Here is a 16,099-nt window from a genome sequence, read left to right on the forward strand (position 1 = left end):
GGGTACAATTGATCGTATGTTGCACTGCACCATAATTATTTGGCAAGTATGAACTCGATCGATCTGTTCCAAAATCCGCTGCGCCGCTGGGGCAAGCACAAAGACGACAAGCGTCGTCCGACGGTGCTCGTCAAGGAGCTGCACGAGCGCGACCGGCGGCGCATGGTCAAGCACTTCCTCGGCCTGGAGAGCGGCGACCGCCTGCTGCGCTTCGGCACCGTGCTGCCGGACGAGCAGGTCGAGAACTACGTCAACCGCATCGATTTCTCGCGCGACATGGTGTTCGGCGTGTACAACCGCATGTTCAAGCTGGTGGCGGTGGGCCACCTGGCGTTCGCGCCGCGCGATGAATCCAGGAGCGCCGTCACCGAGAAGGAGAGGGTGGCGGAGTTCGGGGTGTCGGTCAGCAAATCGGCGCGCGGCATGGGCATCGGTTCCAGGCTGTTCGAGCGCGCCGCCATCCACTGCCGCAACAACGACGTCGACACGCTGTATATGCACTGCCTGTCGTCCAACAAGACGATGATGCACATCGCCAAAAAGGCCGGGATGGAAATCCATCGCGACCACGGCGAGGCCGATGCCTATCTCAAACTGCCGCCGGCCAATCCGGCCAGCATGCTGCAGGAAGCGCTGGACGAGCAGTTCGCCACGCTGGACTACACCCTCAAAGCCAACAAGCGCATCGCCGCCAAGTGGTTCGACCGCCTTACCGGTCGCAAATAAATCTCCTGCCGCTAGAACCTTTGCCGCCGGACCGGGAATGAACGGTCCGACAAGATACGTAATCGGCGGCAAATCCATGACCTTGATCTCACACTTATGCAGCGCGCAGCTGCAGGCCCCGGACTTTGGCGCCTGTGTGCGCCTGCTGTTGCTGGCGCCTGCGCTGGAGGAGTGCGTGGTGCGCGCCGGCCTGCAGGAATGGATGATGCGGCAGGTGGCGGATGGCGGCATGCACGTTCCGCAAGCCGCGCCGGTGCTGGCGTCGACGGCGGTTTTCGGACTGCTGCACCTGGGCGCCGGCTGGCAGCAGGCGCTGGCGGTGCTGGCGCCGGGCCTGGCGCTGGCGCTGTTGTACCAACGCACCCGCAGCTGGCACTGGTGCGCGCTGGTCCATAGCGGCATGAATGCCTTTGCGATCTCTGTCTGCGGCTTATAGATCAATCTTCAGGAGAACGGCATGGCATGGGGTATTCGAATACGGTGGGCGGGGGGGCTGCTGGCGATGGTGGCCACCCTGGCGGGTCTGTCGGGGCAGGCCATGGCGGCCGATGCCTTGAACGGCAAGAGTCTTTATCTGAACGGGCCGGTTTCCGGCGGCGCCAGCTGCGCATCCTGCCACGGCGCCTCGCCGGCCAGTAACGTCAACGGCATACTGGCGGCGGCCAACCAGCCTTCGGTCATCTCCAACGCCTTCGCCGCCAACGTGGGCGGCATGGGCAGCCTGTTCAACGGCAAATTCAGCGCGGCGGAACTGGCCGACCTGGCGGCCTTCATCGGCAATCCGAACGTGGTGGCCGCACCGGCGGCTTCGCTGGCTCCGTCCAGCCTGACCTTCAGCGGCACCGGCATCGGCCAGACCGCCGGCCCGCTGGCGGCTACCCTGAGCAACACCGGCAACGCCGCGCTCAATATCGGCACCATCGCCATCGGTGGCGCCGCGGCGGGCGACTTCCTGCTGGCAGGCGGCAGCTGCGCCAACGGCGCGGCCATCGCGGCAGGCGGCAGCTGCACCGTGCAGGCCAGCTTCAAGCCGACCGCCGCAGGCGCGCGCGCGGCTTCGCTGACCATCACCCACAACGCCGCCGGCGGCAGCAGCAGCGTCGCCCTCAGCGGCACCGGCAACAGCACGCCGCAGGCAACCATCGCGCTGTCGGCCGCCAGCGTCAATTTCGGCACGCTGCTGACCGGGTCGCCGTCGACGGTGTCGACTGTCACGGTCAGCAACAGCGGCCAGGCCGCGCTGACGTTCTCCTCCATCGCGCTGGGCGGCGCCAACGCCGGCATCATCACGCTTGGCGGCTCTTGCGCCGTCGGCGCGCCGGCAGCCTTGCCTGCGGGCGCCAGCTGCACGGTGACGCTGCAGGCATTGCCGGTGACGGCCGGTGCCTTCACCGCCAGCCTGACGCTGGCCTCCAATGCCTCGAATGGCAATGCCACGCTGGGCGTGTCCGGCAGCGCCACGACGCCGGCGCCGGCGCTGACCGCGACGCCATCGGCAATTGCCTTCGGCGCGCAGACCATAGGCGCCGCGGCGGCGACCCAAACGGTCACGCTGGCCAATACCGGCAACGTCGCCATCGGCTTCACCAAGATCGGGCTGACCGGCAATGCCGGCTTCAATCTCGGCGCCGGCGATTGCGGCGTCAGCCTTGCCGTGGGCGCCAGCTGCGCGGTGCCGGTGCGCTTTGCACCGACGGCCGAAGGCGCCGCCAGCGGCGCGCTGGCGGTGACTTCCAATGCGCCGGCGCTGCAAGTGGGCATCAGCGGCACCGGCACCAAACAGGCGACCGGCACGCCGGCGCTGTCCGAAACCGGCCCGGTGGCCTTCGCCGATACGCAAGTCGGCAGCAGCGCAGCCGTCCACACGACCACGCTGAGCAACAGCGGCAGCGCCGCGCTGACCATATCGACGTTGACTCTGGGCGGCAACCAGCCGGGCGACTTCGTCGTCGGCGGCACTTGCGCGGCCAATGGCGCGGTCGCGCCGGGCGCCAGCTGCACCGTCACCACGGCGTTCAAGCCGGTTGCGGCGGGTGCGCGCAGCGCGGATCTGCTGCTGGTGACCGACAGCGGCGCCCAGTTTCACCTGGCGCTGAACGGCAGCGGTGTCGCCGTCGCCGGCGGCACGCCGTCGCTGACCATCGCTCCGCAAAGCTTTGACTTCGGCGCTGTGGTCATAGGCGGCACGGCGCCGACGCGGCGCTTTACGCTGACCAACAGCGGCGCCGCCGCGCTCACGCTGGCCAGCGCCGCCTACACCGGCCCGTTCGCCGCCGTGTCCGACAGCACCGGCTGCGCAGCCTTCCCGCTGACGCTGGCGCCGGGCGCGTCCTGCGACCTGGTGGTGCGTTACACCCCGCTCAATGCAGGCACCAGCAGCGGCAGCGTGGCGATCCAGTCGAACGTTGCCAGCAGCAGCTGGACCATCGCGCTGAACGGCCAAGGCACCGCCGCCGCATCCAGCGGCACACCGTCGAATCGCGGCGGAGGCGGCTGCTCGATGGCGGCCGACGTTACCGATCCCATGATGGTCGTGCTGGTGGTGGTGGCGCTGGTCGTCATCGGCTGGCGCCGCCGCCGGCCTTTGGTCAAACAGAAAAATCACTGGAGCCTGAAATGAACACAAAATCAATCGCATTGCTGTTTGCCGCGGCGCTGGCTGCTTCCTCTTCCTTCGCGCTGGACAAGGGCGCTGCCGCACCGCAGTTCGACCTGCAGGGCATGGAGGGCGCGGTGAAGCTGGCCAAGCTGCAGGGCAAGCTGGTGTACGTGGACTTCTGGGCCTCGTGGTGCGGACCGTGCCGCCAGTCTTTCCCCTGGATGAACGAGATGCAGGCGAAGTATGGCGCCAAGGGCCTGCAGATCGTCGGCATCAACCTCGACGCCAACAGCGCCGACGCGCGCCAGTTCCTGGCGACGACACCGGCGCGCTTCAGCATCGTCTTCGATCCGCAGGGCGCAACCCCGCGCAACTACGGCATCAAGGGCATGCCGAGCAGCGTGTTGATCGGCCCTGACGGCAAGGTGCTGCTGGAGCACTCGGGTTTCCGCGAAGCCGACCGTGCCGACCTTGAAGCAAAAATCCAGACCGCGCTGGGAGCCGTCAAATGAAGGCGATACTGTTGATCGTCCTGGCGGCCGGCCTGTCCGGCTGCGCCTCGCTCGGCAATGTGCAGCCGTGGGAAAAGGGCACGCTGGCGCGTTCCGAAATGACCTTCGGCGACAGCCACCTGTTCAACCGCTTCGACGAGCATATCTACACCAGCCGCGAGGCGTCCGCCGGCGGCGCCGGTGTGGGCGGCGGCGGCTGCGGCTGCAATTAAGGGAACACCATGACTGAAAAAGATTCCAACCGCAGCCTGGCCGCCTCCATCATGGCGGCCGCGCTGATGCTGCCCGGCGTGCAGGCGCACGCCGAGACGCCGCCGGCCAACGGCAGCATCTCGCTGGGTTACCTGGACTACAAGGACAGCCAGTCCGGGCTGGACCGGATCACCGTGCATTCGCCGTCGGTGGCGATCGTGGCGCCGGTCGCCGGCGTGTGGAGCATCGGTGCATCGCTGGTGTCGGACGACGTGTCGGGCGCCTCGCCGCGGTATCACACGGCCATCTCCGGCGCGTCGCACATGCAGGACCACCGCACGGCCGGCGATGCCTCCGTCACCCGCTACTTCGAGCGTGGCAGCGTGACCGTGGGCGCGGCCTACTCTACCGAGCATGATTATGTGTCGCGCGCCTTGTCGCTGCAGGGCAGCTACGAAAGCGAGAACAAGAACACCACCTGGACCGTCGGCGTCGGCCATGCCGACGACCGCATCGATCCGGTCAACCGTATCGTCAGCAACGAAAAGAAGCGCACCACCAATGTGCTGTTGGGCGTCACCCAGGTGCTGACGACGAACGATATCGCCCAGCTGACGCTGACGCACAGCGCGGGGGAAGGATATTTCTCCGATCCGTACAAGTCGCTGGACAACCGTCCGCGCAGCCGCGACGAGAGCACCTTGCTGGCGCGCTGGAATCATCATCTGGCGTCGACCGGCGGCACCAGCAGGCTGTCGTACCGCTACTATCGCGACAGCTTCGGCGTGCGCGGGCATACGCTGGGCGAGGAGTATGTGCAGCCGCTGTCGGACGGCTGGACCGTGACGCCGGAAGTACGCCTGTACACGCAGAGCGCGGCCAGCTTCTATTATGATCCGGTCTACGATACGCGTCTCGGCGCGCCGTTCCCGCCGGGGTATAACGGCAGCGGCTACATGTCCGCCGACCAGCGCCTGTCCGGCTTCGGCGCGGTGACGCTGGCGCTCAAGGTCAGCAAGCAGCTGGACAAACTGTGGTCGGTCGACGTCAAGGTGTCGGCCTACCAGCAGCGCGGCAGCTGGCGCCTGTTCCATGAAGGCAGCCCGGGACTGGACGCGTTCCGCGCGCAGACGATACAGATAGGGATCAACCGGCAATGGTAGAGGCGATACACCGCACCACGTTTGACGCAATGGCGAGCCGCTGCGAGCTGCGCATCGGCGCACCCGATGCACAGGCGGCCGAGCGCCTGGCGCAGCAGGCCATTGCCGAGGTGCGGCGTATCGAAACCAAGTATTCGCGCTATCGGCCGGACAGCATCGTCTCGCGCATCAACGCGGCGGCGGGCGGCGAGGCGGTGCATTGCGACGACGAGACCATGTCGCTGATGAACTACGCGGCGGCCTTGCACGGCGCCAGCGACGGGCTGTTCGACATCACCTCCGGCGTGCTGCGGCGGGCCTGGGATTTTCGCCAGCCGAAAGTGCCGGCGGCCCAGGTACTGCAGCCTTTGCTGGCGCTGGTCGGCTGGTCCAAGGTGGAGTGCGGCGGACAGGACGTGCGTCTGCGGCAGGCCGGCATGGAAATCGATTTCGGCGGCTTCGGCAAGGAGTATGCGGCGGACCGCGCGGCGGCGTTGCTGGCCGATGCCGGCGTCAGGCACGGCTACGTGAACCTGGGCGGCGACATGCGCTTCATCGGGCCCGACCTGGACGGACGTCCATGGAGCATCGGCATCCAGGACCCGCGCGATCCGGATGGCGTGATCGCCAGCATCCCGATCAGCAGCGGTGCGCTGGCGACCAGCGGCGACTACGAGCGTTTCTTCGAGATCGACGGGCGGCGCTACTGCCACATCCTCGACCCGCGCGACGGCATGCCTGTGCGCTACTGGCGTTCGGTCAGCGTGCTGGCGCCGATGGCGATTGCGGCCGGCAGCTGTTCGACCATCACGATGTTGAAGCAGCGGGATGGAGTGGATTTTTTGAATGCGTCTGAAATGGGGTATCTGGCTGTGGACGACCAGGGGCAGATGCTGTTCAAGGATATTTGATCATGGTGGATTTTATGAGCATGCGGAATTTAAGAGTGCGGCTGTTGGCGCTGTTGGTGGCCTTGTTCGCGTTGATGGCCGGCGCGGCGAGGGCGGACGATTTCCTGGAGCCGGACCAGGCGTTCCAGCTGAAGGGTGAGCTGGTCGACGCGCACACGGTGCGGTTGACGTGGGCGATCGCCAGGGGGTATCACCTGTACCGGGATCGCTTGAGCTTCAAGTCGGCCGGGTCCGAGGTGAGCGCGCCGGCGCTGCCCGCGGGGCTGCGCAAGTTCGACACCAACTTCAATAAGGAGATGGAGACTTACCAGGACAGCCTGGTGGTCAACCTGCCGGTCGCGGCGAAGGCGGCGTTCACGCTGCAAGTCGGCTATCAGGGCTGCGCGGATGCGGGGCTGTGCTATTCACCGGCGACGCAGAGTTATCGTGTGGACCCGGCGGCGCCAGGCGCGCTGACGGCGGTCGATGCGCCGGCCGCCGCTTCATCGCCGGCGGCGCCGGCAGCGGCACAGGCAACGACACCAGCACCGGTATCGGCACCCGCCGCCGGCGCAGCCGTGCCCGAGGACGACAGCTCGCTGGCGCAGCGCACGCTGCAAAGCGGCAGCGCCTGGCGCATCGGCCTGGCCTTCCTGGTGTTCGGCCTGCTGCTGTCGTTCACGCCATGCGTGCTGCCGATGGTGCCCATTCTCTCCTCGATCATCGTCGGCGAGGGCACGGTATCGCGCGGCCGCGGTTTCTCGCTGGCGCTGGCTTATTGCCTCGGCATGGCGCTGGTCTACACCTCGCTCGGCGTGGGCGCCGGCCTTGCTGGCGAAGGCCTGGCCGGAGCGCTGCAAAAGCCGTGGGTGCTGCTGACCTTTGGCGCGCTGCTGGTCGGCCTGGCGCTGTCGATGTTCGACGTCTACCAGTTGCAGCTGCCGAGCGCCCTGCAGAGCCGCCTGAGCGAAACCAGCGGCAGCATGGGCGGCGGACGCTTCGCCGGCGTGTTCGTGATGGGCGCGTTATCGGCGCTGATCGTCGGCCCGTGCGTGGCCGGCCCGCTGGCCGGCGCGCTGCTCTACATCAGCCAGACGCGCAACGTCTGGACCGGCGGCTGGGCGCTGTTCTCGATGGCGGTCGGCATGAGCGTGCCGCTGCTGCTGACGGGGATCTCGGCCGGCAGCCTGCTGCCGCGCGCCGGCGCCTGGATGAACGGCGTTAAAAAGATCTTCGGCCTGCTGCTGATCGCCGTCGCCATCTGGATGGTCACGCCGGTGTTCCCGGTCACGGTGGCGATGGCGCTGTGGGGGATGTTCGCGTTGCTGTGCGCGATGTTCCTGCACGTGTTCGAAGCGATACCGAAAGGCGCCGGCCTGCGCACCTATGCCGGCAAGACGCTGGGCCTGGCCGCGCTGCTGGTCGGCCTGTTCGAGCTGACCGGCGCCGCCAGCGCCGGCCGCGACGTGCTGCAGCCGCTGGGCCACCTGGGCCTGGCACGCGCGGAAAGTCCGGCGTCGGGCGCCGAGGGCGAGATCAAATTCAGCCGCATCAAGACGGTGGCCGAGCTGGATCAGGTGCTGGCCACCAGCACCACGCCGGTGATGCTGGACTTCTACGCCGACTGGTGCGTGTCGTGCAAGGAGATGGAGCGCTTCACGTTCTCGCAGCCGGCCGTCAGCGGCAAGCTGAAACAGGTACGCCTGATCCAGGTCGACGTCACCGCCAACAGCGCCGACGACAAGGCGCTGATGAAGCGCTTCGGCCTGTTCGGCCCTCCGGGCATCATCCTGTTCAACGGCGGCAAGGAAATTCCCAACAGCCGCATCATCGGCTTCCTGGCGGCCGATCCCTTCCTGCAGCACCTGGGCCGCCATCTCACTTCTTAAACCAGCGGCAGCGCCGTGGTGTCCTTGATGCGTTGCAGGGCGAACGAGGATTTCACGTCCAGCACGGCGGGGTGGCGCAGCAGCGTCGCCATCATGAAGCGCGAGAAGTGGTCCATGTCCTCGACGTGCACCCGCAGCAGGTAGTCCATCTCGCCGGTCATCGCGTAGCAGGCCACCACTTCCGGCCACTGCTCCACCGACACCGCGAAATCGGCGCGCGGCGACGCCGGCGCGTTGGCCGCGCCCAGCGCGCGCGCGTTGCTGTGCGCCGCCGCGTCGCTGTGCTTCTCCAGCCGCACGTTGACATAGGCCAGCAGCCCCAGGCCGATCTTGTCCGGGTCCAGCAATGCCACGTACTGGCGGATCACGCCTGCCTCTTCCAGCCGCTTGATGCGGCGCAGGCAAGGCGACGGCGACAAGGCCACCAACTCCGCCACATCCTGGTTCGACAGCCGCCCATCTGCCTGTAATATTGACAAAATCTTACGGTCGGTTTTGTCCAGCGCAATCTTGGTCATAAATGCCTCATAAATTCCCGGTTCAGGCAATATTATTGCTCAAAATGGCCGTCCGTGGGAATTGTTTGCAATTTAATGCTGGTGAAGCGGGACTATACTGTGCGCTAATTCATAAGGAGACTCGCATGCAATTTACGCCTTGGGACAACCCGATGGGTACCGATGGTTTTGAGTTTGTCGAATACGCCGCGCCGGACCCAAAAGCGTTGGGTGCGCTGTTCGAGAAAATGGGTTTTACCGCGATCGCCCGCCACCGCCATAAGGATGTGACCCTGTATCGCCAGGGCGGCATCAACTTCATCATCAACGCCGAGCAGGACTCCTTCGCCCAGCGCTTCGCCCGCCATCACGGCCCGTCCGTCTGCGCCATCGCGATCCGCGTGCAGGATTCCGCCGCCGCCTACAAGCGCGCGCTGGACATGGGCGCCTGGGGCTTCGACAACAAGACCGGCCCGATGGAGCTGAACATCCCGGCCATCAAGGGCGTGGGCGATTCGCTGATCTACCTGGTCGACCGCTGGCACGGCAAGAACGGCGGCGAGAAGGGCTCGATCGGCGACATCAGCATCTACGACGTCGACTTCGTCGCCATCCCCGGCGCGGAAGCCAATCCGGTCGGCCACGGCCTGACCTACATCGACCACCTGACCAACAACGTCCATCGCGGCCGCATGAAGGAATGGGCGGACTTCTACGAGAAGATGTTCAACTTCCGCGAAGTGCGCTATTTCGACATCGAAGGCAAGCTGACCGGCCTGAAGTCGAAGGCCATGACTTCGCCGTGCGGCAAGGTGCGCATCCCGATCAACGAATCGTCGGACGACAAGTCGCAGATCGCCGAATACCTGGATGAATACCACGGCGAAGGCATCCAGCACATCGCGCTGGGGACCGACGACATCTATTCGTCGGTCGAAGGCATGAAGGGCACCGGCATCGCCTTCCAGGACACCATCGAGACCTACTACGAGCTGGTTAACCGCCGCCTGCCGAACCACGGCGAGCGCCTGGAAGACCTGCGCCGCCTGCGCATCCTGATCGACGGCCACAGCAGCGAGAACGAACGCGAACTGCTGCTGCAGATCTTCAGCCAGAACGTCATCGGTCCGATCTTCTTCGAGATCATCCAGCGCAAGGGCGACCAGGGCTTCGGCGAGGGCAACTTCCGCGCGTTGTTCGAATCCATCGAACTGGACCAGATCAAGCGCGGCGTATTGCAGGATCCAAGCAAGACGCCGGCATAAGGAATATAGTTTAGAAAACCGCCGCCAACACCGCAAAGAACGGTGCGGCGGCCAGTGCGCGGCAGAGCCTATCCGGCCCTGTCGCGCGTAGCACTTTGAGAATATTGGAGACGCAATGAACGCACCTCATAAGGGTACGCAGCTGGAGCCGGGCACACCCTCGGACGAAATTTCCCTGGACGACAAGTGGACGCTGGAACGCGGCCGCGCCTTCATGACCGGCACGCAGGCGCTGATCCGCCTGCCGATGATGCAGCGCGAGCGCGACGTCAAGGCCGGCCTGAACACCGCCGGCTACATCACCGGCTATCGCGGCTCGCCGGTCACCAGCGTCGACATGACGGCCATGAAGGCCAAGAAGTATCTCGACGCGCACCACGTCAAGTTCCATCCCGGGATGAACGAGGACCTGGCCGCGACCGCCGTCTGGGGCACGCAGCAAACCAATCTGTTCAAGGACGCCAAATACGACGGCGTCTTCTCCATGTGGTACGGCAAGGGCCCCGGCGTCGACCGCTGCGGCGACGTGTTCAAGCACGCCAACAACGCCGGCTCCGCCAAGCACGGCGGCGTGCTGGTATTGGCCGGCGACGACCACGCCGCCAAGTCCTCGTCCACCGCGCACCAGTCGGACCACATCCTCAACGCCTGCGGCATTCCGGTGCTGTACCCGTCGTCGGTGCAGGAATACATCGACTACGGCCTGCACGCCTGGGCCATGAGCCGCTACACCGGCCTGTGGGTGTCGATGAAGTGCGTGACCGACATCATCGAATCCGGCGCGGTGGTGGACTTCGACCCGGACCGCGTGCAGATCAACCTGCCGACCGACTTCGAGCTGCCGGCCGGCGGCCTGAATATCCGCTGGCCGGACACCGTGCTCGATATGGAAGTGCGGATGAACAGCTACAAGTGGTACGCCGCGCTGGCCTACTGCCGCGCGAACAAGCTCAATAAAATCATCTGGGACAGCCCGAAGCCGAAGATCGGCATCATCACCGCCGGCAAATCCTACCTGGACACGCGCCAGGCGCTGGCCGACCTGGGCATCGACGAGCAGGCCGCCGCCGACATCGGCATCCGCCTGTACAAGATCGGCATGACCTGGCCGCTGGAAGCGGACGGCGTGCACGAATTCGCCAAGGGCCTGGACGAGATCCTGGTGGTGGAGGAAAAGCGCCAGATCCTCGAATACGCGCTGAAGGAAGAACTGTACAACCTGCCGGACGGCGAACGCCCGCGCGTGGTCGGCAAGTTCGACGACACCGGCGAGTGGAGCAACAAGGGCAAGACCGGCCACGGCGACTGGCTGCTGCCGGCCACCTATGAACTGAACCCGGCGCAGATCGCCCGCGCCATCGCCTCGCGCATCGCCCACTACTGCGCCGGCCATCCGGTGGCCAAGCGGGTGCAGGAGCGCGTCGCCTTCCTCGAGGCGAAAGAGCTGGCGCTGAAGACGCTGCCGACCAAGTCCAACCCGGACACAGACCGCACGCCGTACTTCTGCTCCGGCTGTCCGCACAACTCGTCGACCAAGGTGCCGGAAGGCTCGCGCGCGCTGGCCGGCATCGGCTGCCACTACATGGTGCTGTGGATGGACCGCGAGACCTCGACCTTCACCCACATGGGCGCCGAGGGCGTCACCTGGGTAGGCCAGGCGCCGTTCACCAACGAGAAGCACGTGTTCACCAACCTGGGCGACGGCACCTACTTCCACTCCGGGATCCTGGCGATCCGCGCGGCGGTGGCGGCCAAGGTCAACATCACCTACAAGATCCTGTTCAACGACGCGGTCGCGATGACCGGCGGCCAGACCTTCGACGGTCCGCTCGATCCGGGCATGATCTCGCGCCAGATCGCGGCCGAAGGCGTGGGTCCTATCATCGTCGTCACCGACGAGCCGGAAAAATACCCGTCCGACTACAAGTGGGCCGAAGGCGTCACCGTGCGCCACCGCAGCGAGTTGATGGACGTGCAGCGCGAACTGCGCGACAAGCCGGGCGTGTCGGCGATGATCTACGACCAGACCTGCGCCTCCGAGAAGCGCCGCCGCCGGAAACGCAACGAGTATCCTGATCCGGCGAAACGCGCCGTCATCAACGAAGCCGTCTGCGAAGGCTGCGGCGACTGCTCCGTGCAGTCGAACTGCCTGTCGGTGGAGCCGCTGGAAACGGACCTGGGCCGCAAGCGCCAGATCAACCAGTCGTCCTGCAACAAGGACTTCTCGTGCACCACCGGTTTCTGCCCGAGCTTCGTGACGGTGGAAGGCGGCGCGCTGAAGAAGCCGAAGAAAGCCGCAGTGGGCGAAGGCCCGCAAGCGGTCCTGCCGATGCCGACGCTGCCGTCGACCGAGACGCCTTACGGCATCCTGATCACCGGCATCGGCGGCACCGGCGTGGTCACCGTCGGCCAGATCCTGGCCGTGGCGGCGCACGTCGAAGGCAAGGGCGCCATCGTGCTGGACATGAGCGGCCTGGCCCAGAAGGGCGGTCCGGTGATGTCGCACGTGCGCCTGGCCGACAAGCAGGCCGATCTGCACTCGACCCGCGTCGGCACCGGCAGCGCGGACCTGGTGATCGGCTGCGACCTGATCGTCACCGCCTCGCGCGACGCCTTGTCCCGCATGGGCGAGGGCCGTACGCATGCGATGATCAACTCGACCGGTTCGTCGACCGCAGCCTTCGTCAAGAATCCGGACTGGCAGTTCCCTGACGCCAGTTCGCGCGGCGAGATCGTGCGCGCCTGCGGCAACGAGCTGGTGGACTTCGTCGATGCCGGCCAGATCGCCACCGCGCTGATGGGCGACTCGATCGCCACCAATATGTTCATGCTGGGTTACGCCTTCCAGAAAGGCCATGTGCCGCTGAGCGAAGCGTCGATCGTCAAGGCGATCGAGCTCAACGGCGTGTCGGTGGGCTTCAACAAGTCCGCCTTCAACTGGGGCCGTACCGCCGCCCACGATCTGGGCTCGGTCACCAAGCTGACCACGCCCGCGAAAGTGATCGAGTTCAAGCGCATCCAGACCCTCGACGACATCGTCAGCCGGCGCGTCGAGCTGCTGACCGCCTACCAGGACGCGAATTATGCTAAACAGTATAAATCGTTTGTCGACCAGGTCCGCGCGGAAGAGGCCAAGCTGGGCAAGGGCACCCGCCTGAGCGAAGCCGTGGCGCGCTACTACTACAAGCTGATGGCGTACAAGGACGAGTATGAAGTCGCCCGCCTGTACACGGACGGCGCATTCCAGCAGAAGATCGCCGGCATGTTCGAAGGCGACATCAAGCTGAAGTTCCACCTGGCGCCGCCGCTGCTGGCCAAGCATGATTCCAAGGGCCAGCTGATCAAGCAGGAATTCGGTCCGTGGATGATGAAGGCGTTCGGCGTGCTGGCGAAATTCAAGGGCCTGCGCGGCAGCGCGCTGGATATCTTCGGCTACACGGCGGAGCGCAAGATGGAACGCGCACTGATCGGCGAATACCGCCAGACCGTGTCGTCGCTGCTGCCGAAGCTGACGGCGGAGAACCTGGCGCAGGCGGTGGCCATCGCCAGCATCCCTGAAGACATCCGCGGCTACGGCCACGTCAAGGAGCGTCACTTCAAGGCGGCCAAGGCGAAGGAAGCCACGCTGCTGGCGGCCTTCGGCAAGCCGGCCACGCCGGCGCCGGCCGACAGCCACACGCACGCCGCGTAACACGCATCGCTGTCGACTGAAAACGGCCCCTCGCGGGGCCGTTTTCTTATCCGCCGCGCGTCACACCTTGCGCAGGGAACATACTGTGTCGAACCAGGCTTGCATGCCCACCAGCGGTTGCGGGTTAATCGGCAGCAAAGCGTTGATATTGACGCCGTTGCCGCGTCCGCCGTTTTTCTTGTCCCACCAGACTCCTGCATTGAGGTCGTCCGGCTCCGGCGCGGGGCCGAATGCCTTGGCCGCATCGGGGGCGATGCCATGCGCCGCCACCTCCACCCGTCGTCCGCTGCGCCCTTCGGCTGCGCGGCCGCCGCTGATCCAGCCCAGCGAGTTCGATACCGCCACCACGCGTGGATGGATGCCGCGCGTGACGAATACCCGCAGCTGGGCCGAGCCGATTTTTTCCCCTGTGCCGCGATAGGCCTGCTGCGCTGGCTGGCTGGCCGCCCCGGATCGCGGCCGGTAGGTCGTCAGCTCGACCAGGTCGCCGTTCTTCAGGCCGAGCTTTTTCGCGGTGGCCGCGTTGATCCACATCGGGTTGTCGTGCACGATCTCGCTCAGGTATTTCTGCGATGCCGTGCGGCCCTGGGTATGGACGTTCCACTTGAAGGTGGTGAGGATGAAGCGGTCCTTCGGCAAATCACGGTGCCACGGCACCTGCGCGAAGGTGGGCATGCCGTCGTCCGCAATGCCCAGCGTGCCGGCCACCAGCGCGACCTCCGGCGCATGCACTTCAAACTTGCGCGACGGCGTGGCGAACCCGCGCACCGCCTTGCCGCCGGCCGACAGTCCGATCGCGCTCTCCTTGCCCTTGTCCCCGGTGCGGTAGATCACGCCGCTGGCGGCGTCGACGCGGCTGCCGTCAAGCTGCTGGGCGCTCAGCGGCTTCTGGAACACTTCGTAGGGCTTGGGCTGCGAACGGTCCACGTACACGCCGTAGTGCTTCATGTACTCGAAGCCATCCTTGAACTGTCGTCCGTCCGGCCCGGTGGCGGGCAGTTTGGAGCACTGGATGCGCACGAAGTCTTCGTGGCTGCCGAACTGGAAGTATTTCGCCTGCTCGGGAGCGAGCCGGCGGCCGATCTCGAACAGCACGTCGGCGAAGCTGCGCGCCTCGCCCGGCGGCGTCACGACCGGCTGGCGCAGCGTGACGAAATGCTGCAGCTCCATGTTGTTGCGGATGTCCATGCCCCAGCGTTCGAGGTAGCTGGCGTCCGGCAGGATCAGGTCGGCGTAATGGGCCATTTCGGAGTACACGACATCGGAGCAGGCGTGGAACGGGATCAGCTTCTCGTCGAGCAGCACCTCGACCGTGGTGCTGCGGCCTTCGGGCCAGGTCATCGGCGACGCCAGCGTGTAGCTGAGGTAGACGTCCAATTTGGCGCGCCCCTGGCGCAGATAGTCGTACACCACCTGTCCGACCTTCATCTTCTGCCAGCGGTTGGCCAGCGGCCACTCGGGCGGATCCTCCAGATCGGTGCGGATCTTCGACGCCGGCGGCAGCGGCAGCGGTTGTGGATAGCGGCTGATCGACAGCTTTTCCTCCAGGCCGTAGCAGTAGCCGCCAGGCCGGGCGATCGAGCCGACCAGCGCATTGAGCATGATGACCGCCCGCTCCGCGTTGAAGCCGTTGTAGTGGGCGCCGGCGCCGCGGTTGGTGAAGGCCGCCACCGCCGGCCGCTTGCGCGCGAACTCCAGCGCCAGGCGCTCGATGTCGCGTGCCGCGATGCCCGACAGCCCCGCCGCCCACGCCGGCGTGCACGGCGCCAGCCAGTCGCGGATGGTGGCCAGTCCGGGCTGGACGAAATTGGCGATGAACTCGTGATCGATCTCGTTCTCGCGCACGATCACGTGCGCCATCGCCAGCGCCACCGCACCGTCGGTGCCGGGAAACGGTTGATGCCATTCGTCGCTGCGGCCTGCGGTGTTGGACAGGCGCACGTCGAACGTCACCAGCTTGGCGCCGTGATCGAAGCGGGCCTTGACCACCCGGCTCACCAGATGCAGGCCGCCTTGATGCGCCTCGTAGAAGTTGGCGCCGAAATTGAGGAAGTAGCGGCAACGCTCGGCGTCGATCGATTCCCAGTCCGTCTCGCCGAGCGAGACGTAGTTGGCCGCGCGCTTGTTGGACGAGCACAGCGCCCGGTGGTTCAGCTGGACCGGCGTGCCGATCGCGCTGAGGAAGCGGTTGATCTCGGCGTCGATGCGGGACCGGCCCTGGTGCAGCGCGACCCGTTCCGGATGGCCGCTGGCGATGCTGGCCTTGATGCGTTCGGCCACCTCGGTGTACGCCTGTTCCCAGCTGATGCGCTGCCAAAGGCCGGCGCCGCGCGCGCCGGCGCGCTTGAGCGGGTAAAGCAGCCGTTCCGGATAGTCGTTGATGGTCGGTCCCGACTGCCCCTTGGCGCAGGTCATGTAGCTGCCCATGTTGGGATCGAGTGGATTGCCGCGGATCTTGATGACCTTGTTGTCCTGCACGAAGGCTTCGATGCCGCAGACGGTCGAGCAGTTCAGGCACACGCTGGTCGTGCGCCGGGCGGTGCGGTAGTCGTTCTTAACCTTGCGCCGGGCGCCGTCGGCCAGCGGCCGGTAGTTCAGCGCGCCGGCGGCGTTCGGCGTCAGCAGGATGGTCTCTCCCAGGCCCAGGCCGGCCATCGAGCCGATGCCGCTCCGGATAAATCCTCGACGGTCCATGC

The 16,099-nt window shown here is 66.0% G+C and carries 12 protein-coding genes; 10 read left to right on the top strand and 2 right to left on the bottom strand.

Annotated elements, in window-relative coordinates; all coding sequences use genetic code 11:
- Nucleotides 1-48 precede the first annotated feature (48 nt).
- The 8 genes from ACCD07_RS11050 (at nucleotide 49) to dsbD (ending at nucleotide 7,950) form a co-directional block, all read left to right on the top strand.
- Nucleotides 49-726 carry a GNAT family N-acetyltransferase gene (locus ACCD07_RS11050; RefSeq protein WP_176652942.1) on the top strand — a complete coding sequence of 226 codons (678 nt, stop codon included), beginning with the start codon at nucleotides 49-51 and terminating at the stop codon, nucleotides 724-726.
- A 76-nt stretch (nucleotides 727-802) separates the two neighbouring features.
- Nucleotides 803-1,162 carry a JDVT-CTERM system glutamic-type intramembrane protease MrtJ gene (gene mrtJ, locus ACCD07_RS11055; protein WP_353403931.1) on the top strand — a complete coding sequence of 120 codons (360 nt, stop codon included), beginning with the start codon at nucleotides 803-805 and terminating at the stop codon, nucleotides 1,160-1,162.
- 21 nt (nucleotides 1,163-1,183) lie between these two features.
- A complete protein-coding gene (locus ACCD07_RS11060; protein WP_413447373.1) occupies nucleotides 1,184-3,346 on the top strand; it encodes a choice-of-anchor D domain-containing protein in 2,163 nt (720 codons plus the stop codon).
- Nucleotides 3,343-3,837, top strand: coding sequence for a TlpA family protein disulfide reductase (locus ACCD07_RS11065; protein WP_413447374.1), 495 nt, complete (start codon nucleotides 3,343-3,345; stop codon nucleotides 3,835-3,837). The genes ACCD07_RS11060 and ACCD07_RS11065 overlap by 4 nt, the downstream gene beginning before the upstream one ends.
- Entirely contained in the window at nucleotides 3,834-4,049 is a 216-nt protein-coding gene (locus ACCD07_RS11070) for a DUF4266 domain-containing protein (RefSeq protein ID WP_353403934.1), read from the top strand. Before ACCD07_RS11065 ends, ACCD07_RS11070 begins: the two co-directional genes overlap by 4 nt.
- A gap of 9 nt (nucleotides 4,050-4,058) precedes the next feature.
- The gene (locus ACCD07_RS11075; protein WP_413447375.1) at nucleotides 4,059-5,192 is read left to right on the top strand and encodes a DUF3570 domain-containing protein; all 1,134 of its coding nucleotides are present in this window, start codon (nucleotides 4,059-4,061) and stop codon (nucleotides 5,190-5,192) included.
- Nucleotides 5,186-6,082 carry an FAD:protein FMN transferase gene (locus ACCD07_RS11080; protein ID WP_176652936.1) on the top strand — a complete coding sequence of 299 codons (897 nt, stop codon included), beginning with the start codon at nucleotides 5,186-5,188 and terminating at the stop codon, nucleotides 6,080-6,082. Before ACCD07_RS11075 ends, ACCD07_RS11080 begins: the two co-directional genes overlap by 7 nt.
- Before the next feature lie 14 nt (nucleotides 6,083-6,096).
- Nucleotides 6,097-7,950, top strand: coding sequence for a protein-disulfide reductase DsbD (gene dsbD / locus ACCD07_RS11085; protein ID WP_413447424.1), 1,854 nt, complete (start codon nucleotides 6,097-6,099; stop codon nucleotides 7,948-7,950).
- On the opposite strand, the gene ACCD07_RS11090 is transcribed toward dsbD, so the two are convergent.
- Complete coding sequence (locus ACCD07_RS11090) at nucleotides 7,947-8,468, bottom strand: Lrp/AsnC family transcriptional regulator (protein ID WP_176652932.1); 522 nt, start codon at nucleotides 8,466-8,468, stop codon at nucleotides 7,947-7,949. The genes dsbD and ACCD07_RS11090 overlap by 4 nt on opposite strands.
- A 125-nt stretch (nucleotides 8,469-8,593) precedes the next feature.
- On the opposite strand from ACCD07_RS11090, the gene hppD reads away from it, so the two are divergent.
- Both hppD and ACCD07_RS11100 read left to right on the top strand, forming a co-directional pair.
- Nucleotides 8,594-9,712, top strand: a complete 1,119-nt coding sequence (gene hppD, locus ACCD07_RS11095) for a 4-hydroxyphenylpyruvate dioxygenase (RefSeq protein ID WP_176652931.1) — start codon at nucleotides 8,594-8,596, stop codon at nucleotides 9,710-9,712.
- 115 nt (nucleotides 9,713-9,827) lie between these two features.
- Nucleotides 9,828-13,403 (top strand): indolepyruvate ferredoxin oxidoreductase family protein, encoded by a 3,576-nt coding sequence (locus ACCD07_RS11100; RefSeq protein ID WP_176652930.1) that lies wholly within the window; start codon nucleotides 9,828-9,830, stop codon nucleotides 13,401-13,403.
- A gap of 60 nt (nucleotides 13,404-13,463) precedes the next feature.
- Here ACCD07_RS11100 and ACCD07_RS11105 read toward each other — a convergent pair whose 3' ends face one another.
- The gene (locus ACCD07_RS11105) at nucleotides 13,464-16,097 is read right to left on the bottom strand and encodes a molybdopterin-dependent oxidoreductase (RefSeq protein WP_413447376.1); all 2,634 of its coding nucleotides are present in this window, start codon (nucleotides 16,095-16,097) and stop codon (nucleotides 13,464-13,466) included.
- Nucleotides 16,098-16,099 lie beyond the last annotated feature (2 nt).

Source organism: Duganella sp. Dugasp56 (assembly GCF_047304105.1).
Classification (GTDB): domain Bacteria; phylum Pseudomonadota; class Gammaproteobacteria; order Burkholderiales; family Burkholderiaceae_D; genus Rugamonas; species Rugamonas hordei.

Bases quoted from the DNA above. Each gene is read 5' to 3' on its own strand.
- ACCD07_RS11080 (WP_176652936.1), top strand. From the start codon at position 5,186: ATGGTAGAGGCGATACACCGCACCACGTTTGACGCAATGGCGAGCCGC.
- ACCD07_RS11070 (WP_353403934.1), top strand. From the start codon at position 3,834: ATGAAGGCGATACTGTTGATCGTCCTGGCGGCCGGCCTGTCCGGCTGC.
- ACCD07_RS11065 (WP_413447374.1), top strand. From the start codon at position 3,343: ATGAACACAAAATCAATCGCATTGCTGTTTGCCGCGGCGCTGGCTGCT.
- ACCD07_RS11075 (WP_413447375.1), top strand. From the start codon at position 4,059: ATGACTGAAAAAGATTCCAACCGCAGCCTGGCCGCCTCCATCATGGCG.
- ACCD07_RS11100 (WP_176652930.1), top strand. From the start codon at position 9,828: ATGAACGCACCTCATAAGGGTACGCAGCTGGAGCCGGGCACACCCTCG.
- dsbD (WP_413447424.1), top strand. From the start codon at position 6,097: ATGAGCATGCGGAATTTAAGAGTGCGGCTGTTGGCGCTGTTGGTGGCC.
- hppD (WP_176652931.1), top strand. From the start codon at position 8,594: ATGCAATTTACGCCTTGGGACAACCCGATGGGTACCGATGGTTTTGAG.
- ACCD07_RS11090 (WP_176652932.1), bottom strand. From the start codon at position 8,468: ATGACCAAGATTGCGCTGGACAAAACCGACCGTAAGATTTTGTCAATA.
- ACCD07_RS11050 (WP_176652942.1), top strand. From the start codon at position 49: ATGAACTCGATCGATCTGTTCCAAAATCCGCTGCGCCGCTGGGGCAAG.
- ACCD07_RS11105 (WP_413447376.1), bottom strand. From the start codon at position 16,097: ATGGACCGTCGAGGATTTATCCGGAGCGGCATCGGCTCGATGGCCGGC.
- ACCD07_RS11060 (WP_413447373.1), top strand. From the start codon at position 1,184: ATGGCATGGGGTATTCGAATACGGTGGGCGGGGGGGCTGCTGGCGATG.
- mrtJ (WP_353403931.1), top strand. From the start codon at position 803: ATGACCTTGATCTCACACTTATGCAGCGCGCAGCTGCAGGCCCCGGAC.